This is a genomic window from Nostoc commune NIES-4072 (genome assembly GCF_003113895.1).
Taxonomy (GTDB): Bacteria; Cyanobacteriota; Cyanobacteriia; order Cyanobacteriales; family Nostocaceae; genus Nostoc; species Nostoc commune.
Window position 1 is genome coordinate 2,314,395 of the sequence record NZ_BDUD01000001.1, and the last position, 26,194, is coordinate 2,340,588.

The 26,194-nt window shown below is 42.0% G+C and carries 23 protein-coding genes, 1 tRNA gene and 2 pseudogenes; 13 read left to right on the top strand and 13 right to left on the bottom strand.

Annotated elements, in window-relative coordinates; all coding sequences use genetic code 11:
* Window positions 1-49 precede the first annotated feature (49 nt).
* On the bottom strand, window positions 50-823 hold the full coding sequence (gene cobS / locus CDC33_RS10260) for an adenosylcobinamide-GDP ribazoletransferase (protein ID WP_109008396.1): 774 nt from the start codon (window positions 821-823) through the stop codon (window positions 50-52).
* Window positions 824-1,199: 376 nt separating this feature from the next.
* Between cobS and CDC33_RS10265 the strand changes: the two genes are divergently transcribed.
* The 5 genes from CDC33_RS10265 to psbM all read left to right on the top strand — a co-directional run bounded on the left by CDC33_RS10265 (window position 1,200) and on the right by psbM (window position 4,462).
* Window positions 1,200-1,652, top strand: a complete 453-nt coding sequence (locus tag CDC33_RS10265; protein ID WP_109008397.1) for a hypothetical protein — start codon at window positions 1,200-1,202, stop codon at window positions 1,650-1,652.
* 684 nt (window positions 1,653-2,336) lie between these two features.
* The gene (gene tgt / locus CDC33_RS10270; RefSeq protein ID WP_109008398.1) at window positions 2,337-3,485 is read left to right on the top strand and encodes a tRNA guanosine(34) transglycosylase Tgt; all 1,149 of its coding nucleotides are present in this window, start codon (window positions 2,337-2,339) and stop codon (window positions 3,483-3,485) included.
* A gap of 85 nt (window positions 3,486-3,570) precedes the next feature.
* Window positions 3,571-3,708 (top strand): photosystem II reaction center protein K, encoded by a 138-nt coding sequence (locus CDC33_RS10275; protein WP_006195022.1) that lies wholly within the window; start codon window positions 3,571-3,573, stop codon window positions 3,706-3,708.
* 184 nt (window positions 3,709-3,892) lie between these two features.
* Window positions 3,893-4,189 carry a 2Fe-2S iron-sulfur cluster-binding protein gene (locus CDC33_RS10280; RefSeq protein WP_109008399.1) on the top strand — a complete coding sequence of 99 codons (297 nt, stop codon included), beginning with the start codon at window positions 3,893-3,895 and terminating at the stop codon, window positions 4,187-4,189.
* A 156-nt stretch (window positions 4,190-4,345) separates the two neighbouring features.
* Window positions 4,346-4,462 (top strand): photosystem II reaction center protein PsbM, encoded by a 117-nt coding sequence (psbM, locus tag CDC33_RS10285; RefSeq protein WP_096540882.1) that lies wholly within the window; start codon window positions 4,346-4,348, stop codon window positions 4,460-4,462.
* 80 nt (window positions 4,463-4,542) lie between these two features.
* On the opposite strand, the gene CDC33_RS10290 is transcribed toward psbM, so the two are convergent.
* The 7 genes from CDC33_RS10290 to psbZ form a co-directional block, all read right to left on the bottom strand.
* Window positions 4,543-5,394, bottom strand: a complete 852-nt coding sequence (locus CDC33_RS10290) for a universal stress protein (RefSeq protein WP_109008400.1) — start codon at window positions 5,392-5,394, stop codon at window positions 4,543-4,545.
* A gap of 507 nt (window positions 5,395-5,901) precedes the next feature.
* Window positions 5,902-7,470: an alkaline phosphatase D family protein gene (locus tag CDC33_RS10295; protein ID WP_109008401.1), complete on the bottom strand. Its 1,569-nt coding sequence runs from the start codon at window positions 7,468-7,470 to the stop codon at window positions 5,902-5,904.
* Window positions 7,471-7,842: 372 nt separating this feature from the next.
* The gene (locus tag CDC33_RS10300) at window positions 7,843-9,108 is read right to left on the bottom strand and encodes a glutamate-5-semialdehyde dehydrogenase (RefSeq protein WP_109008402.1); all 1,266 of its coding nucleotides are present in this window, start codon (window positions 9,106-9,108) and stop codon (window positions 7,843-7,845) included.
* Window positions 9,109-9,112: 4 nt separating this feature from the next.
* Window positions 9,113-9,520, bottom strand: a complete 408-nt coding sequence (locus CDC33_RS10305) for a hypothetical protein (RefSeq protein ID WP_109008403.1) — start codon at window positions 9,518-9,520, stop codon at window positions 9,113-9,115.
* A gap of 660 nt (window positions 9,521-10,180) precedes the next feature.
* A tRNA-Gly gene (locus tag CDC33_RS10310) sits at window positions 10,181-10,252 on the bottom strand.
* Window positions 10,253-10,507: 255 nt separating this feature from the next.
* Window positions 10,508-11,086 carry a 6,7-dimethyl-8-ribityllumazine synthase gene (ribH, locus tag CDC33_RS10315; RefSeq protein WP_094346524.1) on the bottom strand — a complete coding sequence of 193 codons (579 nt, stop codon included), beginning with the start codon at window positions 11,084-11,086 and terminating at the stop codon, window positions 10,508-10,510.
* 188 nt (window positions 11,087-11,274) lie between these two features.
* Complete coding sequence (gene psbZ / locus CDC33_RS10320; protein WP_109008404.1) at window positions 11,275-11,463, bottom strand: photosystem II reaction center protein PsbZ; 189 nt, start codon at window positions 11,461-11,463, stop codon at window positions 11,275-11,277.
* 142 nt (window positions 11,464-11,605) lie between these two features.
* On the opposite strand from psbZ, the gene CDC33_RS10325 reads away from it, so the two are divergent.
* From CDC33_RS10325 to CDC33_RS10335, 3 genes are read left to right on the top strand one after another with little or no spacing between them, the layout of a single operon-like run.
* A complete protein-coding gene (locus tag CDC33_RS10325; RefSeq protein ID WP_109008405.1) occupies window positions 11,606-11,869 on the top strand; it encodes a hypothetical protein in 264 nt (87 codons plus the stop codon).
* A complete protein-coding gene (locus CDC33_RS10330; RefSeq protein WP_109008406.1) occupies window positions 11,860-14,598 on the top strand; it encodes a CBS domain-containing protein in 2,739 nt (912 codons plus the stop codon). The genes CDC33_RS10325 and CDC33_RS10330 overlap by 10 nt, the downstream gene beginning before the upstream one ends.
* Before the next feature lie 25 nt (window positions 14,599-14,623).
* Entirely contained in the window at window positions 14,624-15,208 is a 585-nt protein-coding gene (locus CDC33_RS10335; protein ID WP_109008407.1) for a Uma2 family endonuclease, read from the top strand.
* 21 nt (window positions 15,209-15,229) lie between these two features.
* On the opposite strand, the pseudogene CDC33_RS10340 reads toward CDC33_RS10335, so the two are convergent.
* Together CDC33_RS10340 and CDC33_RS10345 are read right to left on the bottom strand one after the other, a co-directional pair.
* A pseudogene (locus tag CDC33_RS10340) lies at window positions 15,230-15,853 on the bottom strand (Uma2 family endonuclease); the annotation flags it as partial.
* Between the two features lie 151 nt (window positions 15,854-16,004).
* Window positions 16,005-16,199, bottom strand: a pseudogene (locus CDC33_RS10345) (Uma2 family endonuclease); the annotation flags it as partial.
* 688 nt (window positions 16,200-16,887) lie between these two features.
* Between CDC33_RS10345 and ltrA the strand changes: the two are divergent.
* Window positions 16,888-18,687, top strand: coding sequence for a group II intron reverse transcriptase/maturase (gene ltrA / locus CDC33_RS10350; RefSeq protein WP_219930000.1), 1,800 nt, complete (start codon window positions 16,888-16,890; stop codon window positions 18,685-18,687).
* Between the two features lie 167 nt (window positions 18,688-18,854).
* On the opposite strand, the gene CDC33_RS10355 is transcribed toward ltrA, so the two are convergent.
* The 3 genes from CDC33_RS10355 to CDC33_RS10365 all read right to left on the bottom strand — a co-directional run bounded on the left by CDC33_RS10355 (window position 18,855) and on the right by CDC33_RS10365 (window position 21,610).
* The gene (locus CDC33_RS10355) at window positions 18,855-19,217 is read right to left on the bottom strand and encodes a DUF5615 family PIN-like protein (protein ID WP_109008409.1); all 363 of its coding nucleotides are present in this window, start codon (window positions 19,215-19,217) and stop codon (window positions 18,855-18,857) included.
* Window positions 19,214-19,552: a DUF433 domain-containing protein gene (locus CDC33_RS10360; RefSeq protein ID WP_109008410.1), complete on the bottom strand. Its 339-nt coding sequence runs from the start codon at window positions 19,550-19,552 to the stop codon at window positions 19,214-19,216. The genes CDC33_RS10355 and CDC33_RS10360 overlap by 4 nt, the downstream gene beginning before the upstream one ends.
* A 219-nt stretch (window positions 19,553-19,771) precedes the next feature.
* On the bottom strand, window positions 19,772-21,610 hold the full coding sequence (locus CDC33_RS10365) for a serine/threonine protein kinase (RefSeq protein WP_109008411.1): 1,839 nt from the start codon (window positions 21,608-21,610) through the stop codon (window positions 19,772-19,774).
* A 695-nt stretch (window positions 21,611-22,305) separates the two neighbouring features.
* Here CDC33_RS10365 and CDC33_RS10370 point away from each other — a divergent pair.
* From CDC33_RS10370 to CDC33_RS10385, 4 genes are all read left to right on the top strand, one after another.
* The gene (locus CDC33_RS10370; protein ID WP_109008412.1) at window positions 22,306-22,632 is read left to right on the top strand and encodes a DUF6825 family protein; all 327 of its coding nucleotides are present in this window, start codon (window positions 22,306-22,308) and stop codon (window positions 22,630-22,632) included.
* A gap of 241 nt (window positions 22,633-22,873) precedes the next feature.
* Window positions 22,874-24,559, top strand: a complete 1,686-nt coding sequence (locus CDC33_RS10375; protein ID WP_109008413.1) for an ABC1 kinase family protein — start codon at window positions 22,874-22,876, stop codon at window positions 24,557-24,559.
* Between the two features lie 22 nt (window positions 24,560-24,581).
* A complete protein-coding gene (locus CDC33_RS10380) occupies window positions 24,582-25,307 on the top strand; it encodes a Stp1/IreP family PP2C-type Ser/Thr phosphatase (protein WP_109008414.1) in 726 nt (241 codons plus the stop codon).
* A gap of 662 nt (window positions 25,308-25,969) precedes the next feature.
* The gene (locus CDC33_RS10385) at window positions 25,970-26,167 is read left to right on the top strand and encodes an NblA/ycf18 family protein (protein WP_041565841.1); all 198 of its coding nucleotides are present in this window, start codon (window positions 25,970-25,972) and stop codon (window positions 26,165-26,167) included.
* The last annotated feature ends 27 nt before the right edge of the window (window positions 26,168-26,194 follow it).

The window sequence follows — 26,194 nt, forward strand, 5'->3', positions numbered from 1 at the left end:
TCTTCTCCCCCTGCCTCCCCTGCTCCCCCTACTCCCCACTCCCCACATCTTAAAAAACAGTCAATACACAGAGAAATAAGGCTTCAGTCCACTCAACGACTGCGCCGTAAGTGTCTCCTGTGTGTCCGCCTAATTTGTGGTTGAACCATGCACCAGTTAAAGTGGCGATCGCACTTCCAGCAATTATCATTGTCAGTGCGAGAAATAGCTGTTGTTTATCTATGAACCAAAGTAAACCACTCAAACCAAGCAGCAACAACAATCCTGGTAACAAATCTTTGTAAGAACGAATGGCTTGTTTGTGAAACGCACCTTTACCAGTTGGTTTTAGGTAAGGATATCGCGCGATCGCTACTTGTTGTCCCCAACGTCCCCAGCCACAAGCAGCCATCAGCAACAACCAACGGTTTTCTGATATATCTGTCAAAGCAGTTATTTTTAGTAGCACCAAGGCGATCGCAGCCATCGCTCCAAATGCACCTGTAGCACTATCTGTCATCACCTCCAGCCGCCGATTTGGGTCGCCTACTGCCAAACCATCGGCAGTATCCATTGCCCCATCTAAGTGCAATCCTCCAGTTATGGCAATCCAAACGCTGACTACTAAAGCACTACGAGTTAACACTGGCATACCCAGATAAAGCATTCCTGTATCCAGTAACCCTAAAATTCCCCCAATCATTAACCCTACAACTGGAGCAAGACGTACTACTCCTTGAAAGTCTAATCCTTCCAAATATGGTACTGGAATAATAGTGTAAAATATAATACTAGCTGCCAGCTTGAACAGCAACTTTTTCCACCACTGTTGCTGTTTCGTCATCGTAGTAACATTAATATTTGGTTAATTGCTGGATAATAGACTTGGGTTAAGTACAATCAACATGAGCATACTTTAAAACTTTAGATAAGATTTACTTCTATTAGAGATTCTTTTTGAAAATTTTGTTATGCTGGTCTAAGTGGTAAATAGATAATCAAAGTGTTTTTTATACAAAAAGCGAATGATCAAGGAAATTAAAATTCCATCAAAAATCAAAATTTGTATTTTGTATTCGTTAATTAAAAACTTACTCTAAATTATTTAGACGATTGCTCCACAAAATTGATATTTTTTTAAATGTAGGAAGTAAACAAGCTATTCAGTTATGACAGTTTAGCTATGTTGTCGCTCTCCTTAGCTCAATCGCTATTTTCCTATGAGTCACCATCTACCCGACATCAGGATACCAGCTCCGTGCATTATTAACACGGGCATCATTGTGAATAAGCTCGACATCCGGCGATTGCTGACCGACTTAGGTCGAGTCCACTACATCTACACCCAAGAAGATAAGGTACTGAGCGAGGGTGAAGGGGATGTGATGGAAGTTTTCGCCAATCCGCAAAGGTCTACCTTAGTGGCTAACCACGCGCTATATCTGAATGTTTGTAGTTTTGATTACTTGGAACTCAAACAGTCGGCGCAACAAGAAACCTATTTTGATTTGATGCAAGATGGAGTGTGTCTGCGGTTGATTCCCCGCTCAACCCCCCTCCAAGAGCGACGAGAGCGAACCTTCAATGTCAGCGCCATAGAGGCGATGATGGAACAAGTCCTCTCAGCCAGGTGGGATGCAGAAATTGACGATGACTGTTCTGATTCTTTTTAAATAACAATTAGTACAGGATATACTCATAAAGTTGGTAACTAGGTTGGTACTCAATACTTGTCGGGTTTTGGGGAATGGGGTTGCGGGAAAGGGGAAAGAAAAAACCTTTAACCTTTACCCCAAACCCAATGCCGAGTTAGAAATGCTTTATCCGAGCAGTATTGGGTTGGTACTGAACGCTTAAGTGTTCACGCAAACTTAATTGCCAGTTTTATGTTTGCCACAATTTAGCCAAATAATATTAATCTTGCCCTAATACCATTTGGTTTTATCAGCAAAGGCAGAGGACAGGAGGTAGAAGGGAATTCTGACTCCTGCTCCTACACTCTGCCCGTGACCAAAGCGAACTTGCGGTTTAAGACCCCCACTAAACTGTTGTTTAGTGGCTCCAAGACAGGAGGGGTTTCAATACTTGTCGGGTTTTGGGGAATGGGGTTGCGGGAAAGGGGAAAGAAAAAACCTTTAACCTAAACCCAGTAACCTTTTCCCGAAACCCAATTCCGAGTTAAAAATCCTTTACCCGAGCAGTATTGGGAGGGGTTTGAATCCTATAAGTGTCTTGTTCCTTCTGCCCTCTGCCCTCTGCCTTCTGCCTTCTTCAAGGCTGCTAGTTATGGATTTGTGAAACTCTTTACCGATTAACGTTTCACAATCCAAAATCTAAAATCTAAAATCCAAAATGGTATGAGTGCGAATTTTTCCTTTGAATGTCTCGCTTGCTGTAACCAAACCAAAGCTAGAGCCGGAGTGTTTTTCACTCCTCACGGTGTTGTCGAAACCCCCAGATTTATGCCAGTGGGAACGCTGGCTAATGTTAAAACTATCACCCCATCTCAGCTACAAGAGACTGGGGCGCAAATGATCTTATCTAATACTTATCATCTTCACCTACAACCAGGAGAAGCGATCGTGGCTGGGGGTGGTGGGTTGCACAAATTTATGGGTTGGAATGGCCCAATGCTCACAGATTCGGGTGGGTTTCAGGTGTTCAGCTTAAGCGAGATGCGGAAAATTACTGAAGAAGGCGTTACTTTTCGCTCACCTCATGATGGACAAATTATTAACTTGACCCCAGAGCTATCCATTCAGATTCAAAATACTTTGGGGGCTGATGTGATTATGGCTTTTGATGAATGTCCGCCTTACCCAGCGACTCGCCAAGAGGTTGAAACTGCAACCGAGCGTACTTATCGCTGGTTAGAGCGCTGCATAACGGCTCATAAACGCAGTGAACAGGCGTTGTTTGGGATTGTGCAAGGGGGCGTATATTTGGATTTGCGTTGCCGTGCGGCGGAAGCTTTGGCTAAGTTAGATTTGCCCGGATATGCCATTGGTGGCGTGAGTGTGGGAGAACCGCCAGAAATGATGGCTGAGATTGTAAAAGTTACAGCACCGCTTTTACCGCCTGAAAAGCCGCGTTATTTGATGGGTGTCGGTACTTATCGAGAAATGGCGATCGCGATCGCATCTGGTGTAGATTTATTTGATTGCGTCATTCCCACTCGTTGGGCGAGACATGGAACGGCAATAGTGCAGGGCGGACGCTGGAATTTAAAAAATGCTAAGTTTCGTGAAGATTTTACGCCATTAGATGAAACTTGTCCTTGCTATACTTGCCAAAATTTTAGCCGGGCTTACGTATCTCATTTAGTGCGATCGCAGGAAATTTTAGCTTATACCTTGTTGAGCATTCACAACATTACCGAACTAATTCGCTTTACACAGCATATTAGAGAAGCAATATTAAGCGATCGCTTTGTCACAGAATTTGGTCACTGGCTAAACTCATCTGAATCAGTACCAAATGAAGAGGAAATTACAAATGACAAATAACTATTGACCAATGACCAATACCCAAACCATGTTAAGATATTTCTCAATTATGAACGCTGTGTTGGATAGTTGGATTTAAACAAACATGGAAGCAGCACTTTTATTAGCAAAACTGCCTGAAGCATACCAAATCTTTGATCCTTTGGTGGACGTTCTCCCAGTCATCCCCGTATTCTTCTTGTTGCTTGCTTTCGTTTGGCAAGCAGCCGTGGGATTTAGGTAAGTTAATCTATTTTTCAATTTATAGAACAGGTGTAGTACCTGTTCTATTTTTTTGTGCGTTATATTTGATCAAGTTAATATTTATTAATAAATTGTAATGATTTAATATAATAAATAAGATGTGAATCAAGCCATGTCAATATGAAGCCTTGAAAGCCAAGCTTAGAGTCAAGGAGAAATCAGTTATGGGTAATATCAAATTTGTTAAAGAGAATAAAGAAGTAGTGGCAGCAGATGGTGCCAATCTCCGGCTCAAAGCAATGCAAAATGACATTGATATATATAAATTCATTGGCAAGATGACCAATTGCGGTGGTAGTGGTCAGTGTGGTACTTGCATTGTCGAGATAGTCGAAGGACTAGAAAATCTTTCCCCCCGCACAGAGGTAGAAAATCGTAAATTCAAAAAAAAGCCGGAAAATTACCGCCTTGCCTGTCAAACTTTAGTGAATGGCTCAGTCAGTGTGGTTACGAAGCCTTAAGTTCTCAAATTTGCCACTGCTTCAAGTATCCAGTCAGTAGTCAAAATACTTACCAAATTAAGTTTCCTGATTTTGAATTTTGAATTGGTATAACTGTGTCGTCGATGATGCTATCCTAATGTTGTTGACTGGAAATTTAAGAGAGGTTTTCTTGCCATGCAAGTTAATGACCTGGGGTTCGTGGCGAGCATTTTGTTCGTACTAGTTCCCTCTGTGTTTTTACTAATTCTGTACATCCAAACTGCTAGCCGCGAAGGTGGAAAAGATAGTTAAGAGTTTGTGTATCAAATAAAGAACCCCTGCACCAATAGTGTAGGGGTTTTTATTTGTCAACCGCTAACTCTATTTTGACTTTAAGCGATCGTCCGCGCCAACAGTACTGGACAAGTGGCATTGACTCGAACATAGTCAGACAAGGAAGATCCGATAAGTCGGTCTATATCAACAAAACTCTTAGCGATGGATGGACGACGATCTGGAGAACCGAGCAATAATAAGTCTATATTCAACTCCTCTGCCAACCGACAAATTTCTTCACCAGGTTTGCCACTGCTGATATAACAACGAGATTGAACGCCCTGGCTTTTAGCTTCTGCAACTGCGGCTGCCAAAACTGGATTTTTATCTGAACTAACTTCAGTTATTTCCGATTTTTTACCGCCTAAATCTGTGGCAACATTTGCCAAAATTAACTCACCGCCCTGAATATCTCGCAGTAAAAACAGTGCTAATTTCAAGCAGTTTTTTGCGGAATCAGAGTTGTCTATTGCCACCATAATGCGCTTAATTCTTTTGACATAAATATCATCTTTTACCAGCAACATGGGGCGAGAAGATAGCTGGAAAACATACTGACTGACTGAGTTTGATAAAATGGATTGTAACCGTTTAAGTCCGCGTGAACCCATAACAATCAAGTCAGCGTCGATTTCATCAGCTACTTGGCAAACTACATCTTTGGGGTCGCCTTCGCGCAAAATCGAAGAAACCTGGCTAGGATCTAAGTTCAAAGTTTGAATGGCATTCGCCAGAATTTTACCACCATTTTCCCATTTAGTTGTCATGGTAGCAGCAGTATTTTGTGCTTGAACAACATGCAAAATTGTCACTTTTGCAGATTCAATAGAAGGGATTTCTCTCAGGGTTTTGAGCATTTCTTCTGCATGTCCCAATCCTGATACAGCCAGCAAAATTTTTTTTATCATTTTACGTGATTGTTGTTAAGTTTACTTTAGTTATCGCTGTTATTACTTGGCTCTGGTCAGATTTTTACTGCCTTGTTCAACAACCTAGTCATTAACTCGGCATAAATAAACTTTCTTTTTTAGTATTTAACACTCAAACAAATGACAAAGTACAAAAAGCTCAACAAATGTTTAAGTTCATTTGCACCTATTTACTTAAGATGATCGACTAGACTGCAATTATTAAGCATAGTCTCAATTTAGCTTAGATAACTTAATCAATTATGATGCTAGTTATCATTTTTTATCTATATTCACTTTTTTTAATTAGAAGTTAGTTAAGTATTGCAAAGAAATGCCAAAATAACTCTTCAAAAAGATTTATTTACTGTAAGCCGATATGCTTGGATTAAGGAAATTTACTTGTTGAGGTACTATAAAAACCTCTCCCTGGTTCTACGCAGTAAAACCAGAGAGAGGGAGGGACTGAACTTTAGTTAGACTTAGGGAGGGTTTATCGAACTTCCCTTAACTTAGATGCGCTCCTGGTTGTCCATTTTGGACTACAAAGGAAGCTAGGGTTTTGACAGAGGCATTCAAGTCAATGATGCTTGATACAACACGGTAGTCACTTTGCCAAAGTTGTGGGGTAAGCTTACAACGGACATATCCCCGGAAGGCTCCGTCAAAGAACTTAGTATGGGGATTGTTAGGTAGGGAAGCTTGAACTGGAGCGATGAATGAGGTAGGAAAGTCAGAGGTAATTGAGGTTCCTACAAACTCAGTGCCTACCGTCGGTGAGTTTGGGTTATTAAAATCAAGCTTCAGGTCATGTACCCAACTAGAATGGATGTCTCCGCTAATCACCACTGGATTAGAAGGTTGGCGCTGGTTTATAAAACTCAAGAGTCGATTACGTGCAGCCACGTAGCCGTCCCACTGATCGAGATTGAATACACCTGCACCTGAATTGCTATTAAAATTGTACTGACCAAGCATGGTCTGTTGAGCAATCACATTCCAGCGCGATCGCGACTGATCTAACCCTTTTCGTAACCACTGCTCTTGTTCTGAGCCAGTCATGGTAGCTTTTGTCTCAAAAGCTTCAGGACACCGAGGTTTAAGTCCGTCATCACAAGGTTGGTTAGTGCGGTACTGTCTGGTGTCTAGAACATTGAACTCAGCTAAATTACCGAAAGTCAAGCGTCGATAAAGCAGCATATCTGGGCCATTAGGCAATGAAAACCGACGCAGAGGCATGTGTTCATAATAAGCTTGATACGCGTTAGCTCGCCGTTTCCTAAAAGCCTCTTGGGTTTGGTTATCTTCGGGGACTAAGTTGGCGTAGTTGTTGTCAACTTCATGATCATCCCAAGTGACAATCCAGGGAAAAGCAGCATGAGCCGCTTGGAGATTCAAATCAGTTTTGTATAGGGCGTGGCGCCCTCGATAGTCGTCAAGAGTAATGATTTCTGGACTATTATGCTGACGCGGCCCACCGGATTGTGGCCCGTATTCGTAAATATAATCACCCAGATGAACCACAAGGTCGAGGTTTTCCTCAGCTAAATATCGATAAGCCGTATAGTAGCCATTTTGCCAGTCTTGACAGGAGACAAAAGCAAAATTTAGTTGTGACATAGAGCCATAAAATGCTGGTGCTGTGCGAGTCCGTCCAATGGGGCTAACTTCCTTACCCGCTTCAAATTGATACCAGTACCAACGGTCAGGGTCTAGTCCGCGAACATCAACGTGAACTGAATGTGCTAACTCTGGTGTCGCCAGCACTGTTCCTCGCCGCACAACCCGCCTCATATTTTCATCAAGGGCAACTTGCCACCGCACTGGCACATTTACAAGTGGCATTCCACCACCAGAGAGTGGATTTGGAGCCAGTCGTGTCCAAATAACAACACCATCCGGCAAAGGATCGCCAGAGGCAACACCAAGACTGAACGGATAGCCAGAAAACCTTGAAGCCAATACCGGATGCCATTGGCTAGCGATTGTTAACCCCGTTAAGAATCCTGCACCCAGCAAAAAATTCCGCCGTCTGCAACGATTTGCTAGCAGGCGTGTACCATCCATAAGTTCCATATTCACCCCTACCTAGATGTAAATACAGTTGGCATTTAGGAGGGTCATTTGGGAAAAGCACAAACAGTGGCTTGATTTGACTTGTCTCCTAATTGCTGCTCAACCAAACACAAGGAGCCTAGCAAACCAGGATCAAGCAGTAATTAAGATTTTGTTAAGTTTAAAATTGGATTGGGGTATGAGGCATAGGAGATTTATACCCCAATACGGTTGGGTTAAGAAATTTATTCGTTGAGGCAGGCAGGGGGAGCAGGGGATGCAGGGGGAAAAAAAAGCTTATCTGACCTGTATTGATTTATACCAAAACTCAAACAGAAGTGGTACTATCAGCACTCTTATCAAACCCTTTTCTAATTACGAGTTACGAATTATTTAAAATCTGCCATTCCCCTGAACAATGTGCTTAACGGTGGTCAAGGTTTCCAGGCTGATAAATCCCCGACGATGACCTTTTTGGTTAGACATGCCAAGAAACACTGAATCTCCCCGCGAGGGGTTGCGGGAAAAGCGCGGGGAAGTGTTGATGTAGGTAGAAGCACTGTTCACTCCTAACGCAAACTGCCGACTTTCTTGATAAGATTCAGTAACGATAGAGTCGGCATGACCACTGCTGTGTTCATTAATCCAGGCGATCGCAGCTTCTAAGCTATCCACCAATTTAAAAGCTACTGTTTTAGTTAAATAAGGGTTTCCCCATTCCCCTTCCTTCACTAGCTGCAATTGGGGAAAGGCTTTTACTAGTTCTGCATCCCCTTTAATTTCAAAGCCTTTTTCCATCAAGCTGTTCCACAGAACGGCTAAAGATGATGGCAAGGCTTGGCGATGAATAAGTACTTTTTCAATGGCATTAACTTGGTCTGGTTCACTCTGATGGCTATTAAGAATCATCAAGCGCACCATTTCTAAACTGCTATTTAGCGACCAGTAGAGATAACAGTTACCCATCGCTGACTTTAGGACTGGGCAAGTTGACTGTCGTACTACCTGCTGTATCAAACTAGAACGTCCGTAGGGAATCACTAGATTTACGTACTGGTCTTGGGTGATTAAATCCCGAACCGAAGCACCATGTTCTGTTGTGATCAATTCTAGACAGCCAGGAGGTAGACCAACCTGGGCGATCGCACTTTGCAGTACCTCAGCGATAACCGCGTTGGAATGGCTAGCTTCAGTACTGCCTTTGAGAATTATACTATTGCCAGTTTTAATACAAAAACCTGCTGCGATCGCTCCTAAATCTGGAAACGCCTCATAAATAAATCCAATCACTCCCAAGGGCATTAACTGGGTATAACTCTGGGAATCTTCCAGTTGATAATCAGCAGTTCTGACGCGCCGCAGTGGATCTGATAATTCCCCCAACCGTTGCAAAATGTCCACGGTCATCTCTAGCCTTGTGGGAGTCAGCTTCAGCCAGTCTAGTATCAACTCAGGCACTGCCATTTCTCGACTGGCTTCTAAATCCAAGGTATTGGCTTCTAGAATGTCGTCAAATGAACGCTCAAGGGCTTGTGCCATTGCCAGTACTGCACGACTCCGGTCTGCTCCCTTAGTGATCCCCAACTTTAGGGAAGCATGATAGGCGCGTTGGGCACTAGTAATTGGTTCGGGGTAATCGTCCAAAACTTCAACAGTCATTGAGTTAACGTCTGTAGGTAAGCCAGACCATTAGCGCTGGCAGAATAGCCAATAGCACCGCCACCATTGCCCAAGCAACAATGCTGGAACTATTTGCCAATCGCAGTGCTAATGGCAGCCATATAATCACTAGCACGAAAATAATGCCAAGTGCTATAGGCAGATAGCTTTCTCCCAAGCGCGGATGGACAACATGCCAACTATTTCCCATCCAACGCCAAGCCCGTTTGTAGGGATAGGTGGTAGAAAGCTGTTCTAGGACATGACCATTATCTTCTACTACAAAGATTTGCTGACAGCGATCGCAACCAAATGCTTCTGTCAACGTAATCGGAACTAACTGACCCCGGCGACGACAGGGACAGGGGTATTCGGTATTGAAGTCTATTTTTTCGGGTTTTTGAGATTGCACAAGCGTTCTAGTAACTTGAGCGTGTTTTACACGAACTGTGAGAATATGATTTCTTGGTAAATGCCTGATAAGGCTTCTTTTTTATGAAAATAAACAGACGATTCAAATATCGCCATTATTGCAAACAGTAGATGCAGCAGACTCTAAATATCCTAATCACCATATCAGTACGAGGTTCTCTGCTTGTAATCTTTCCCCATAGCTGGCAATCTTATCTAAAAATTTCCTTCTCTCCATTTGTCGCTTTCAAGATATTGTGTTTGCGTTTTTGGGCATTTATTGTGATGACACACAAAGATTGTAGCCAAGCTAATCTATATCTACACCAGTCTAAAGCTGGGTTTTATATTTCTTAGCAAGTGGGTAACGCAATTTTGAGTGATATTCTGAGACAGTAGACGATTTGTTTGCTCGATTTGTCTACATTAGGAGTGATTCACAAGAGTGTAGTGCGAATCGCCGAAGACTTCAACAGTTATCAATTATCAGTTAATTTGTCCGTTGGAAGTCACAGTCCCACATGAATATAAGTAGGGTGTTTAAATCGGGATCAAATCTCCGACTACTTCCAATGATTAACTGTTCACTGTTCACTGATTTAATGCACCCTAAAAACACTAAACCTCTTGGAGTTAAAAACTGCAAGAGGTTTTAGTTGGAAGCGGGTAACGCGATTCGAACGCGCGACATTCACCTTGGCAAGGTGACGCTCTACCACTGAGCTATACCCGCAATCAATCGCCATATATTAATATCTCAGATTTATTCCTAATTGTCAACCCCTTAATTTAGTTAGGACTTACGCACACTCTACGAATTCTCGGCGCTCTTGGCGTCTTGGCGGTTCGAGAAATTAAGCTTTTTAGCAATTTTTGCGTAAGTCCTATTAATCATTAGTCATTGGTCATTGGTCAGTAGAGACGCGATTAATCGCGTCTGTACAATGGTCATTGGTCAATAACAAAGGACAAATGACTAATGACTCATTTAACCGAGTTCTTCTGATTCCGCAGTTAAATTGCCGATGCTGGCGCTTTGAAAAGAGGCTGGCAAAGACTGGCTATTACGAGAATATGGTTCTGCCAGGTTAGAACGCAGTTGCCGCATCAGGCTTGCCATTTCTAGAGCATTCAGGGCATAATCCCAGCCATGATTACCTTTGATGCCTGCCCGTTCTAAGGCTTGTTGCATAGTGTCTACTGTCAAAATACCAAAAATTACTGGCACTCCAGTTTGAAAGCTAGCGGCAGCAATGCCTTTAGAAACTTCGGCGGATACATAATCAAAATGGGGTGTTTGTCCTCGAATGACTGCACCTAGACAAATTACAGCATCATAACGATGGGAAAGTGCTAGTTGGCGAGCTACTAAAGGTACCTCAAAACTTCCCGGAACCCAAACATAGTCTACCTGATTACCTTGGGGGTTAGGATCTACACCGTGGCGTTTCAAGCAATCTTGACATCCCTCTAGCAGCTTTCCGGTAACTAGGTCATTAAATCGACCAATCACCACTGCAAACCGCAAAGGCTCCGTTTGGGTAAAAGTTCCCTCGAAAACTGCCATGACTGCCTCTTAATCAACTATAGTTCTGGCCAATATACATTTCTTATTTAAATGTAGAGGAGCAGGAAAGCACGGTTAAAAAAAGGAAATTGGAAAAAATTTCTCCTTTTCTCCTTTGGTCTTTGACCTTAGCTTTTCTGCCCCTCTAGTTCTTATATTATGTGCCTGCGCCAGAGTGAAGCCGTCGCCTACACGACAAAAAAGTTTAACAAACCAACTAAAAATACCAAAGCAATCCAGGCGGCGGAACCAACCCAGAGCAGTTTTTTAGATTCAACCCAATTTTGGGGAGTGGCGTAAGCTACGGGAACGCCAACAACCAGGACAAAAGACAATAGAACTAGGCTTATCAAAGCGAATTGGAATATTATGGTCATTTTTGCTTCTCCCAATACAGCGAAATAGTGATATGTCTTACAGTGACATACTCCCACGCTGACAGCAAGCTGTACAGTGCAGGCTTCTCAACCAATCCGGCTATTGCTTAGGAGGCGTTGAGCTTTGTTTTAAGTCCACGGAATGCCCTACCGCAGACTACAAGTTCTTACCTTGTACCCTACAAATTTTACTATCCTGGATGATGTGCTGGCTTATTCGCGCTATTGGACAAACCAATCGGTAATTTGTATTAATCAAGATGTGCCGACTTCTTTTCATGCTGTGCAACGGAGTCGCTTACCAATAGTCGCTATGCTACTGGACAGAGGCTTATCAGACACCAATGTGGGTGAAGCAAACCACAAGTATTTTACCAGAAATAAAGTCTTAATACTATGGATTTAATTCTTTGCCACACAACAGCAGATTTTGATGCACTAGGGGCTGCGGTAGGGTTAACGCGCCTACTACCGGGAAGTAAGATTGTTCTGAGTGGCGGTTCTCACCCTCCTGTAAGGGATTTTTTAGCATTGCATCGGGATGAATATCCCCTAATTGAACGCCGTTCGGTGATTCCAGAAAAAATTCGTTCTCTAACTGTGGTGGATACGCAACAGCGCGATCGCTTGGGTAAAGCTGCTGAGTGGTTAGATTTACCCCATATTGGAGAAATTATAATTTATGACCATCACTTAGGACAAGAATCAAATATTCCGGCTACCGAATCATATATTTCTTCAGTAGGAGCAACCACAACTTTAATCGTTGAACAATTGCAACAACAGGAAATTTCCCTAACTCCTGCCGAAGCAACTGTGATGGCTTTGGGTATCCACGTTGACACTGGCTCTTTGACTTATGACCAGTCCACACCACGGGATGCCCTAGCTTTGGCTTGGTTGATGCAACAAGGTGCGAGTTTATCGGTAATTTCCACCTACCGTGACCCTGGTTTGTCTGTGCAATTGCAGCAGTTATTAACCGAATCGCTGGAAAATTTAGAATATCTTTGTCTACATGGATATACGGTTGCTTGGGTAACTCTAAGAACTAAAAATTTTGTGCCTGGGTTATCGAGTTTGGCATCGGAACTTGTGGAATTAACCGAAATTGATGCCCTACTGTTGGCTAATGAATATGCTTTGGATGAAAGTGATTCACGGTTAACTGTGATTGGGCGATCGCAAATTCCCAAAACGAATCTTAACGTATTATTCCAACTTCTAGGTGGCGGCGGTCATTCACAAGCCGCATCACTAAATCTAAGAGGAGTTGATTCAGAGGCAATATTAAAACAACTCCTGGATGGGGTAAAAGCACAAATTCCCCATCCCCTCACCGCTAGGGACTTGATGTCATCTCCTGTTCGCACAATTCTGCCTGAAACCACAATTGCCGAAGCCCAGCGCATTTTATTACGTTATGGACACTCTGGTTTATCTGTAGTCGATGCCCAAGGGCAACTAGTAGGTATTATTTCACGCCGGGATCTTGATGTTGCCCTGCACCACGGATTTAGTCATGCGCCAGTCAAAGGCTATATGACCACAAATCTTAAAACGATCGCACCAGATACAACACTGCCACAAATTGAGTCGCTGATGGTGACTTATGATATCGGACGCTTACCAGTATTGGAGAATGAGCAGTTAGTTGGTCTGGTTACTCGTACTGATGTCTTGCGGGAATTACATCAAGAAAGGGATGAAGACGAAGACGAGCAAAAATTCAAAATTCAAAATGACGCTCACGGACTCGCTAACGCTGCGCTAACAAAATTCAAAATTCCTCTCAGCACTGAGTTGCAAAATCGCCTTGCTCCGCAACTATGGAAATTACTCACAACAGCATCACAAGAGGCAGAAAAATGTGGTTGGCATCTTTATCTTGTCGGAGGCGCGGTGCGGGATTTACTGCTAGCTGAAGCAGCATCGGGCACTTTGATGATTAAAGATATTGATCTTGTGGTTGATGGCTTTCACAAATCAGCAGATGTTGGTGCTGGTGTGGAACTAGCAAAAGCACTCCAACAACTTTATCCTGCGGCTCGCTTAGAAATCCACGGGGCTTTTCAAACTGCTGCTTTGTTATGGCACAAAGACCCAGAATTAGATTCTCTATGGGTAGATATTGCTACCGCTAGAACAGAATTCTATCCTTATCCAGCAGCAAATCCAGAAGTTGAGGCTAGTTCTATTCGTCAAGACTTGTATCGTCGAGATTTTAGCATCAATGCCCTTGCTTTGCGCCTCACTACTCCCCGTGCTGGTGAATTACTCGATTTTTTTGGCGGATTACTAGATTTAAAAGCCAAGAAAATTCGGGTTTTACACCCCAACAGCTTTATTGAAGATCCTACCCGAATTTATCGTGGCGTGCGCTTTGCTGTGCGCTTCGGATTTCAAATTGAACCGCAAACTGAAGAGTTTATCCGTTATGCCATCAACAGTGGTGTTTACGATCGCACTGCTCAAGAGAATAGCAAAACTCCAGCCCTGCAAACTAGACTAAAAACAGAATTAAAACACATCCTACAAGCCCCTTACTGGAAATCAGCTTTGCACTTACTCGATAATTTAGGAGCATTGCAATGTATCCATCCTACCCTCAACTTAGATGCAAAACTCCTGCGACAATTACGTTTGCTAGAACGCTGCTTGCGGCGATTTGATGCTGAACAAACTCTCATCCATTGGGAAATGCGCTTAGAAGCGTTAATCGCCCATCTAGCACCAGAATATCGCGCGAAAGTCGCAAAGAATCTGCAACTGCAAGAGGATAGCATTAAACGCTTGCAAAATTTGGCTTCTGCCCAAACTGAGGTAATGGAATCTTTGCCTAAGTGTGAAAGTCCCAGTCAAGTAGTGCAGTTGCTGCGACAGTACGATTTACCTATGCTGATTTTAATTGCTTTGCCAAGTCCGCGATCGCTTAGACATCAAATTTGGGAATATTTAACTGTTTTGGCTAATGTGCAGCCACTATTGAATGGCAATGATTTAAAGGAACTTGGTTACAAACCAGGGCCACAGTATCGGCAAATATTAGATGATATGCTTGCTGCTACCTTGGATAGAGTAATTAAAGATAAGACTGAAGCTAGGGAGTTTTTAGCCAAGCATTATCCTCATTAATTTATATTTCACACATCTAGTTTTTATGCAAACACAAACACCGAAAAAATCCTATAGTCCAGAGGAATATTTACAACTAGAGGAGACATCAGAATGCAAAAATGAATATAGAGACGGGGAAATAATTCCTATGGCTGGTGGTACAACTAATCACAATGAAATTGCAGGTAATTTTTACGGCAATTTTAAATTTACAATGCGGGGTAAAAATTACAAAATTTACATGGGCGATGTCAAATTGTGGATACAACGTTATCGTATCTACACTTATCCTGATGTCATGGTTATTCAGGGAGAACCAATATATGAGGGAACTGGCACTACTACAGTCACCAATCCCATAATGATTGTGGAAGTATTATCTAAATCGACAGAGAATCACGATCGAACTAATAAATTTAGATTTTATCGTTCTATTGCGACACTCAAAGAATATATTATGATTAATCAATATGAATATCTTGTTGAGCAGTTTAATAAAAATGCTGAAGGGCAATGGGTATTAACTGAATACGAATCAGTAGATGCTGTATTATCACTAAAATCAATAGGTTTTCAAATTTCCTTCAACGATATTTATCAAGGAGTTAATTTTGAAATAGAAGAATAATTATAATGCGATCGCAGTAATCTAAATTGTATCTGGATTAATATTTAACTCTCGCAGTTTTGCTGCCAAGCGTTCTGATTTTTGTTGTGCCTGTTGTGTTATTTCTTCAAGTGTTAGTACTAGTTGTCCGGCATTTTTTTGTATTTGTGCTATTTTTTCTTGCGCTTGTGCTGCTTTTTCTTGCGCTTGTGCGGCGATTTCTTGTGCTTGTGCGGCGGTTTCTTGTGCCTGTACGATAGTTTCTTCTAGCGTCGGTACTAATTGTTCATCTGGTGTAAACCAACGTAATAATCCCTGATGAATTCCCAAGTATAATCCTAATTGTTTACTCCACAAATGCCCTTGTGCATTCGCTTGTAAAGGTTGATATTTTCCATCTACTAAATGAAATCCCGCAAATTCTAATGTATATGGGTCAAACCAAAAATAATCCGGTGCGCGAAAAGTATCTTGATAAATTTTTTTCTTTATACCTTTGTCTGTTTGGGCTGTTGATTCCGACATAATTTCTACGACTACATGGGGATATTTGCCATCTTCTTCCCAGACTACCCAACTTTTCCACATTTTACGTTTTGTTTCTAATACTACAAAAAAGTCTGGGCTACTAAGGTGTCTTGATTTTAATTGTTGCGTACAGTAATATAGGAATCCGGTTTGATTTCTGAAAATATACGTAGGATGTGTTAGCACGGAGAGTACGGCATCAAACTCGTGTTCATAGTGCGTTACGAACTCCGTTCTAACACACTCTACAATACTTAATTTCGTTCAAAAATCAAATAGTAATCCTATAGATAGTTAGGTTTCCCGTCGCATAAAAATCATTTCTGTCTCGCCACAGCCATTTCAGGCATTCCAAAAGTAAGATTATTTGTCGCATGTGCAGTTCTGTTTCCCAGGGAGGTTCGTCACTATATAAATCACCTGGTGGAAATATCACATCTTGCGAAATGTCTTCAGTAGATTCTGATTCTTGGCTGATGGTCATAGAATCAATCCGGCATTAATTACAAGAAAAACTGGGAAGTTTGAAAGCCCTGTCTCTTTAGAGCAGGGGTGCGATTCGTTCACTCGAAATGAATAGAAATATTCAGGGATGAGTGACATTTGAGAGATAACCCCATTGGGTTGAGTTCGCACTTTAATCTCTCTCAGATGATAACTGAATAACCATGAGGGTGACTCCAAAAGAAATTAAGGAGAAGTCCCTCTCCGTAGGTGCAACGGTAACAGCATCATCCCTACGGTAGCGACTAGCCATCAATCCGTAAAGCGGGATGAAAAGGAGGAACAACTGGCAGCCTAAGCTGGTTCCCTTTCGAGCATGAACCCATGAATAGCAAAAGCAAAGATGCGCCGAACCATCGTAATAAAGAACCAGCGAAATAAGGCTTAATGCGTTGGAGCCAAAAGGTAAGGGATAAAGGGCTGGCAGTTCCTCGCCTGACCAGTTGCACTCCTAATAAACCCGGTGGATAGCATCATTCTAAAGGTTCTAACAATGGTTATTCGGAACGAAGTAATTTTTCGTTTGCTCTCAGTAAGGTCGATAACCGAGTAGGTGCTAACCGTATGCAACGAGAGTAAAGATTTAGTCAGAAGCGAACGCTCTGTTGTAATGACAGAGATATGCTGACGGACTTACGGTGATTTGGAGTGTAAAGTTATGAGTAGCAATGCAAAAGTCTAATACACGACAAATTGCTCCTAAACCTAACAAAAACGGTTTTCTTCCCCTGAAGACTAACCCAATTAGAACGGTTTTGAGTAATGAATCGATGGTGGAATGGAAACACATCAACTGGCGTAAGTTGGAAAGACGTGTTTTTAAGTTGCAAAAACGAATTTACAAAGCATCTCGTCGTGGTGATGTCAAAGCATTTCGCAGACTCCAGAGGACGTTGATGAATTCCTGGGCAGCAAAGTGTCTATCGGTTCGTCGGGTTACACAAGATAACCAGGGCAAAAAGACAGCAGGGGTGGACGGTGTTAAATCACTATCCCCAGAAGCTCGTTTGATACTGGTTACAAAAATAAAACCTAAGTCAAAGGTGAAACCGACACGACGGGTTTGGATTCCCAAACCAGGAACGGATGAGAAACGACCTTTGGGTATTCCCGTAATGAACGACCGAGCCTTGCAAGCGCTGTTCAAACTGGCATTAGAGCCGGAATGGGAAGCACGATTTGAGCCTAACTCATACGGGTTCAGACCTGGGCGCTCATGTCATGATGCAAGAGAGGCAATATTCCAAGCAATTGTGCAGAAAAGTAAATTTGTGCTTGATGCCGACATTGCAAAATGCTTCGACCGCATCGACCATGAAGCACTGCTAAGAAAATTAAATACATCTCCCACCATCCGCCGACAAATTCGAGCATGGTTAAAAGCGGGGGTAATGGATGGTAAGCAGTTGTTTCCAACATCTGAGGGTACGCCACAGGGTGGGGTAATCTCTCCGCTACTAGCTAACATCGCCCTTCACGGGATGGAAGAACGGATAAATAAGGCATTCCCAGAAATGTCTCAAACCATGAGGGAAACTTGGTATCACAAAAAAGGTACAAAGTTCAGAAGCCCTCAAGTTATCCGATATGCCGATGACTTTGTGATTCTCCACAAAGACATAACCGTTGTCCAAAGATGCAGGGAGATAATCTCTGAATGGTTAATAGACATGGGTCTGGAATTGAAGCTTTCTAAAACACGTCTAACCCACACTTTAAATAAGTATGGGTCAGAAAAACCAGGTTTTAACTTCCTTGGTTTTAACATAAGACAGTGGAAAGTGGGTAAATACCACTCAAAACAAGGCTTCAAGACAATCATCACCCCAAGCAAGGAAAAGCAAAAGATACATTACGACCGAATAGCAAGTATCATCGATGACCATAAAGCAGCGCCACAAATGGCGTTAATCAGCCGACTAAATCCGGTAATAACAGGATGGTCTAACTACTATTCAACATCAGTAAGCAAGGTTATCTTTGCTGACCTAGATAATCTCATGTATCCAAAGCTAAAGGCTTGGGCGCAACACCGCCACCCCAAGAAATCCAGGGGATGGGTAACAAAGAAATATTGGCAAACCATAGGTGGTGATAATTGGGTATTCGCAACCAGGCAAGAGGGTAAAAACCCGTTGCGGTTACGGTCACACGCGGAAACAAAAATTATTCGGCATGTGAAAGTTAAAGGCGAAGCTAGTCCTTATGATGGCAACCTAATTTACTGGAGTTCAAGAATGGGAGAACACCCAGAAACGACTACGAGAGTAGCAACACTCTTAAAGAAACAAAAAGGGAAGTGTACCCACTGCCGAATGTACTTTCGAGAGGAAGATGTACTGGAGATTGACCACAAAATCCCCAAAAGTTTGGGAGGTAAAGACGATTATAAAAATCTCCAGATATTACACAGACACTGCCACGATGAAAAGACAACTGTAGATGGTTCAGTTGTGAAGTACGCATGATAAGCGCCGATTCATTGAGGAGCCGGATGAGGTGAAAGTCTCACGTCCGGTTTTGAAGACCAACGGGGTTGGTGACAACCTCGTTGAGTTTACTAGTGTCAATTCTGGGTTGATTTTAAAAGTGTTGTAAATGGCTATGCGTCGCTGACTGTAAAAGTATCCTATTTTTAGGGTAAGGGTAAATAAACTATTCTGTCTTGATATTCATCGTCTTCTGATGCCAAAGCAACTATTATGAGTTCTTCTATATTTTCACCAATACTTAAATTTGGATTGAGGATAAAAATTCCTGGTACGTGACGATTAACAGCAATATGGTCAGCTAAATGTACTGGCATAGAAGTTCGATTATTTGTCACTAATATAAAATTATTATCCTCACACCAACACAGAATTTCTGGATCGAGTGTACTTTTTGGTGGAGTTCCTGATTCTCCTACCACTTTAATCGCAATATTAGGTTCTCTTAGCCTAATTTGATTTGGATATATAGGATTGACATTTTCATCAATCAGATATTGCAGTGTCATGCTTGCTGTTTAGCTTGTCTTTCAATTCGGAGTTGGCGCAGTTTTTCTGACACTGGCGGGGGATTAAGCCTCTGTTGTTCTCGCATTCTATGACCGTGTTCTATCCAGTTTTTGATGTAAGCACTGACAGTTTCTTTGTTTTGCAGATAATAAAGAATTGTTGCATATACTTGTTCTAAAGATATTGTTTGATAAATTTGGGCAATTTCTTCTGGAGAACGTCCACAATCAATGTATTCATAAAGAATTGTTTCAATCCCAATTCTTGAATCTTTCAGTCTAATGTCTTCAGAAGAGAGAAAGTTGAAATACTCTACAATATGTTTGGTAGACATAGATTAACCTATATTCATAGTTAGTTATTATATATAGTAATCTTTTTGTTCAAGCGATAAGCTTGACGGCATAGCGATCGCTTACCACACTACATTAACGCTTTGCCAAAAAAAGCTTCGCATTCTTAAGTTATGCAGAAGAAAATAGAGGGCAATCTTATTTTCCTCACAAACAAGACGAGATACCTAACTTTTCAAAGAAGTCGGGGATCTATTTTATTAGGATTTGATTAAAGATTCCTCAGACTGGCGATATTTAGTAATTAACCTACGTCTTTTTGGGAGTGAATACAGCAATATGCTTACCAAGGGTAATCCGGTTCCTGTTAGTGCAAATAGGATGTAAGGATTGACAAATCTGACTATACAAAAAATTCCGAAGCTGGTTCCTAATCCTGCTGTGAGTAAATACAATATAACTTTAGACCAGTCCCATTCTCTATAGTCATTATGCCTTTTCCAACCCGCAAAAGCCCCAAACGCAAACCCCACAACACCCCCAATTACTACCCCAATTATTTCTATGTTCGCGTAAATATTATGATTAGCACCAAATACCATTGCAATAAAATCAGTCAAGTACGCAATTAGTGTCCCCCCGAAACTTCCAATCATTAGTCCAATTCCTAGTCCAATTACTGCCTCCACTACCGCCATAATCACTCTCCATAAACCAGCGACAGCTATCAACCAAGTCATAGTTAAAGATAAACCAGCGACAGCTATCAACCAAGTCATAGTTAAAGATAAACCAGCGACAGCTATCAACCAAGCCATAGATATAGGTGCGATCGCACTAATTAATAACACTCCAGTAAGCCAAACATAGGGTACTTCTCGCTTTTCAATTGGTAAAGCAGCCGTCTGCACCTTTACCGTTAAAGTATGATTTGCTGGATAAGCATTACTGTGCAGTATCAGTTGACGTTTATACTGCTTATCTGCCATCAATTTACTCGTATCCACATGAACTTGAAACCGAGTATGATTCCCGCTAAACTGAGCAGGTGTCACCGAAATCCAAGCATGATCATCTGGCGTATGGGGTGGGTCTTGAGGATGAGGTGCAACTTCCCATCTACCTTCCAGTAAAGTATCTGATATGGGGTTCTCAATAGTAATGCTTGGCGTTAGCTTTTCTCCTAATCGGTTCGCTTTGAAGTTCAGCACTGTTTCACTGAAATCAACTCCCGCTACACGGATAACATCAAGTGACTTGAGTGCTTCTAAAGCTGATTGTGCATTTCCCGCTACACGAATAACATCAAGTGGCTTGAGTGCTTCTAAAGCTGATTTTGCATTAGCGAAACGGTTTTTCTGTATCGGTTGTACCATCTTTTCCAACCAACCCAGAAACCGTAGACTCAACCGAGGTAAAAGATGGTAAAACTTGATTAAATATGGATCATCTTGATCTTGCAATTGGTCTATTCTTGTTGATTGGATTCCTGTCAGTAAGCAAATCAAGGTTGCACCCAAAGCATACAAGTCTGTAGCGTCTGTTGGTTTAAACATTTGCTCAGGTGGAATAAAGCCAGGAGTACCTCTAAATACACTACTGGCTGCAACTTCCTGGCTACCAACACGAGCAAAACCAAAGTCAATTATATAGACATTGAGTTGCTCATCTACCAAAATATTTTCCGGTTTAATATCTCGATGAATTATCGGCGCAATCCGATTTTGCAGATATACAAGAATTTCTAAAGCTTTAACTGCAATTTGTTTAATTTCCTCTGGTGCAAAGCTGCGGGTTTCTGCTAAAGATGGGGCATTGATATATTCTTGAACTAGACAAAAGCCATCAGGTCGCTCAAAAGAACTGAGATACTGGGGAATACCAGGATGATTAAGTTTCTGTAAAAATTGAATTTCTTTTTCGCAAGCTCTAAACCCCGACCAACTAGAACCAGCTTGAGCAAAGCAAAACTGCTTTATTACTACTTGTTCCCCTGTATCAACTTTTGATGCTAGCCAAGTAATCCTTCCTCCTTCCCGATTACGTCCCAATTCTCGCAAAACTTGATAGCCGTGTTCGCTGAAATCTGGATAGCTCATAGTTCAAGGGCAACAAGTAAAATATGCCAAATTTGCTGTGTATTACGCAAATACACTTAAATTAGCAGGGGTGATTCAATTAATCAACCTTTTTAACATTAGTTATAGGTCAATACAGTTCAGTTAAGGATTTTTGGTACTGATTTTAGACCTGTAGAGACGCGAAATTTCGCGTCTCTAGCAAGGTTTTTCGGCTTAACTGAACGGTATTGAGTTATAGGTGGAGGAAATTTATATCAAAATTGCCCCTAAAAGTCTTCCTCTGCATTCTCTGTGCCTCTGCGGTTAAAAATCTTAACGTATCATCTAGCGATCGCATACCGCTATATCGGCGCAAACGGTTCTGGTAAATCGAGTCTAGTAAAGGCAATTTTATGAATCAATTCTATGAGACTGTTGGCGAATTGATAGGGGGTCTAACCCATCAGCCCATCAGCCCCAATCCATCTTAATTTCAGTGCGTTTCAACGCACTTTAGCTATGAGCAAGTAATTTATTGCAGGGCGGGAAAGCAACGCAAAACCAGGATTTTAGGGATGGGGGATTTAACAAGAAAGTAAATCGACCAACAGTATCTTCTATTCGCCAGGGCTGAAGTAGCACATCACGTCACCCAAATCTATAACTCCGCAGCAGAAGCCGTAAAGCATACAGGCAAGTTATAATTCTCTTGCGGATCAACGTAACAAAAATTTATGAGTAACCCCCTTGTGCAAGCCTTTTTCGTAGGCAGAGCAGTAGCTGAAGTAGTTAATGAGCGTTTAGAGGTCGCCTTGACCGATGCTTTGAGCGATCTGGGCAAATTTGATGCAGAAGCTAGAGAGCAGCTGCGCCAGTTTACAGACGAAGTTCTAGAGCGTGCAAATCGGGCAGCAGAAGCTGCTAATGGTGGCCAAAGTAGCACAGGTACTGGACAAGGCAGTTCTGATTCCGGTGACTTACAAGCAGATATTGATGAATTACGAGCAGAAATTGCCCTGTTACGAACAGAATTGCAACATTATCGTAGAACTTCTGCATAAATTTTAGTTATTGGTTATTAGTCATTAGTCATTGGTCATTCGTCACTTGTACTAAGCTTTGCCGTAAAGCCTGCGGCACAGCTACGCATAGGACGCAGCCTCTCCAAGAGTTGTATTGGTCAAAAATTATTATGTGCAAATGACAAATGACAAAGGACAAAGGACATTTAAAAAACAGTTTAGGAATCAGGTGTCTTTTCTTTCAAGGAATTCGGTTGCAAACCAACGGTAAACAAAGTATATGGAACAAGGTTATTCAGATAAAGCATACCGTTGGAATCGGGAAAAATACTCTAGCAGACGGCGTTTTGTGGACATTTGGTCTTTTGTTTTGACCTTATTGTTCAAACTTTGGCGATACAACAAATCTTGGAGTTATCCGGGTGGTGTGACTGAGGCAAAGCAAGCCACAAGACGCAAAACCCAAGCGGTGTGGATTCGCAATACCCTGCTAGATTTAGGCCCAACCTTCATCAAAGTAGGGCAATTGTTTTCTACCCGTGCTGATATATTTCCAGTTGAATATGTAGAAGAACTAGCCAAGTTACAAGACAAAGTACCGGCATTTAGCTATGAGCAAGTAGAAGCAACCATTGAGAAAGAACTAGGCAAAAAAATTCCTGAACTCTTCCATAATTTTGAACCGATTCCTTTGGCTGCTGCTAGCTTAGGGCAAGTACATAAAGCTGTGCTGCATAGTGGAGAATCGGTTGTTGTCAAGGTACAACGTCCTGGACTAAAGAAGTTATTTGAAATAGATTTACAAATTCTTAAAGGAATTACCCGCTATTTTCAAAACCATCCCAAATGGGGACGGGGACGAGATTGGTTAGGTATTTATGAAGAATGTTGTCGCATTCTTTGGGAAGAAATTGATTATCTCAACGAAGGTCGTAACGCTGATACTTTTCGCCGGAACTTTCGCGGATATGATTGGGTGAACGTCCCAAAAGTATACTGGCGTTACGCCTCATCCAGAGTGTTGACTTTAGAATATCTCCCTGGAATTAAAATTAGCCAATACGAAGCTTTAGAAGCAGCAGGTTTAGATCGAAAGGCGATCGCTCGTCAAGGCGCTCAAGCCTATTTACTACAACTTCTCAACAGTGGCTTTTTCCACGCCGATCCTCACCCAGGCAATATTGCCATTAGTGCAACTGGTGCTTTGATATTCTACGATTTCGGCATGATGGGGCGGATTAAGTCAAATGTCCGCGAAGGACTAATGCAAACACTGTTTGGCATAGCCCAAAAAGATGGCGATCGCGTTGTTCAATCTCTAATCGATTTAGGCGCGATCGCCCCAACCGATGACATGGGCCCAGTCCGACGTTCCGTCCAGTACATGCTGGATCATTTCATGGATAAGCCATTTGAAAACCAATCAGTGGCAGCAATTAGTGACGACCTTTATGAAATAGCTTATAATCAGCCATTTAGATTTCCAGCAACCTTCACTTTTGTGATGCGAGCCTTTTCTACCTTAGAAGGGGTAGGCAAAGGTTTAGATCCAGAGTTTAACTTTATGGAAGTTGCCAAACCGTATGCAATGCAGCTTATGACCGATATGAATGGTTCTGAGGGGAATAGTTTTATTAACGAATTAAGTCGTCAAGCAGCTCAAGTAAGTAGTACCGCGTTTGGTCTACCACGTAGATTAGAGGATACCTTAGAGAAGCTAGAACGGGGAGACATGCGCCTGCGCGTTCGGTCTATCGAAACTGAACGCCTATTGCGCCGACAGAGCAGTATTCAGCTCTCAATAAGCTATGCTCTGTTAATCAGTGCTTTCACCCTTTCAGCTACGATCTTAGTGGTTACCAATTATGCATGGTGGGCACTAGCGCCTGGTTTAGTTGCAGCAGGGCTTTCAGTGATCCTGATCAGACTACTTTTACGCCTTGACCGTTACGATCGTATGTATTAATTGTTGGTTGCAAAAATAATTTATGAAACTTAATTTCACGGGTTTTAGCGATCCGGGACTTATTCGTTCTAATAATCAGGATGCTTATTATATCGACCCAGAGGGGCGATTTTTCGTTGTCGCCGATGGAATGGGTGGTCACGCAGGAGGTGAGGAAGCAAGTCGCATTGCCACTGGAGAAATTCAGGCGTATTTACTGGCAAATTGGGAATCTTCTAAATCTTCTCAAGAATTACTAGAGCAAGCTTTGTGGGGTGCCAATGAAGCGATTTTGCACGATCAGCAAAATCATCCCGAACGCGCCGACATGGGTACAACGGTTGTAGCGGTAATTTTTCGCGCCCCAGAGATGCCCTGGTGCGCTCATGTTGGTGATTCGCGGCTGTATCGCTTGCGAGAATCGCACTTAGAACAAGTCACAGAAGACCACACTTGGGTAGCACGAGCAATCAAAATCGGTGACATCACCTCAGATGAAGCACGATCGCATCCTTTTCGTCATGTATTATCGCGTTGTTTAGGGCGTGAAGACTTGCATCAAATTGATGTACAACCACTAGATGTCAAAGCTGGCGATCGCTTGCTGTTATGTAGTGATGGTCTCACAGAAGAACTTGTCGAACAGAAGATTGCTAGCTGCCTCCAAGACAGCCCTTGGCTTGATAAAGCTGCCATCTCTCTAGTTGAGGCTGCCAAAGACCACGGAGGGCACGATAACATCACAGTTGTCATCGTCTCACTCGACTAAATAGTTATTGGTCATTGGTCATTAGTCAAGAGTTACTAGCTATTGGACAAAGGACAAATGACAAATTTGGTAGATATACTCAGCAATTTGTTCAGCATGAGCATTTTTACTTTTTACAATTTGATACAAATATTTTTAGCCTCTAAAGTGACTTAAAAGAGGCTAAATTTGCATAAATTGGTAGATTTACATCTTGCACGTAATAAGGTAAAGCAACTATAATTCACGCTTATTACCATCCACTCTCCAACCTCCTGAAAGTCCCAACCCTCTGAAGCTTCTTCCATATTGGGAGGAGACAGCATCTTAGTTTTTCTCAAACAAGGATAACTATGTAGGATTTAGGACAAAATTTGCTCATCTCCTCAAAGGAGATTTATGCAAAGCAAAAAGGAGTCAAGAGGTAGTTATATTTATCCAAGACCAACAGAGAATATTTTCCGGAATATGGCTTGGCTGACTTGGGTAGTATATCACTAGGATTAGGTGCAAGATATCAAAGCAGAAAAGTTCCACACTTTGGATGTGGGCAATGTGTCAAACACTTGTTATCTTTCGTAATACGGAGGAACAAATGTTGGACAGATATCAGTCCAAATATCATCCAATTTGGACTTCTGTAACCGATATCACCTTTATTCTTTGTTTTTTCGGAGTTAATTATGAACCAACCAATGAAACTCTCCTTGGAACAGCAATTTAGCATCTGCTCATTTGCAACTCAGGTACAAAATATGAGCCACGATCAAGCTAAAGACTTTTTAGTAAAGCTCTATGAGCAAATGGTCGTGCGCGAGGCAACTTATCAAGAGCTTCTTAAGCACCAGTGGGGCTTAGATTCAGGTTCCACTATGGCATAGAGTCGTTCTACTGTCGCAGTGGGCGAC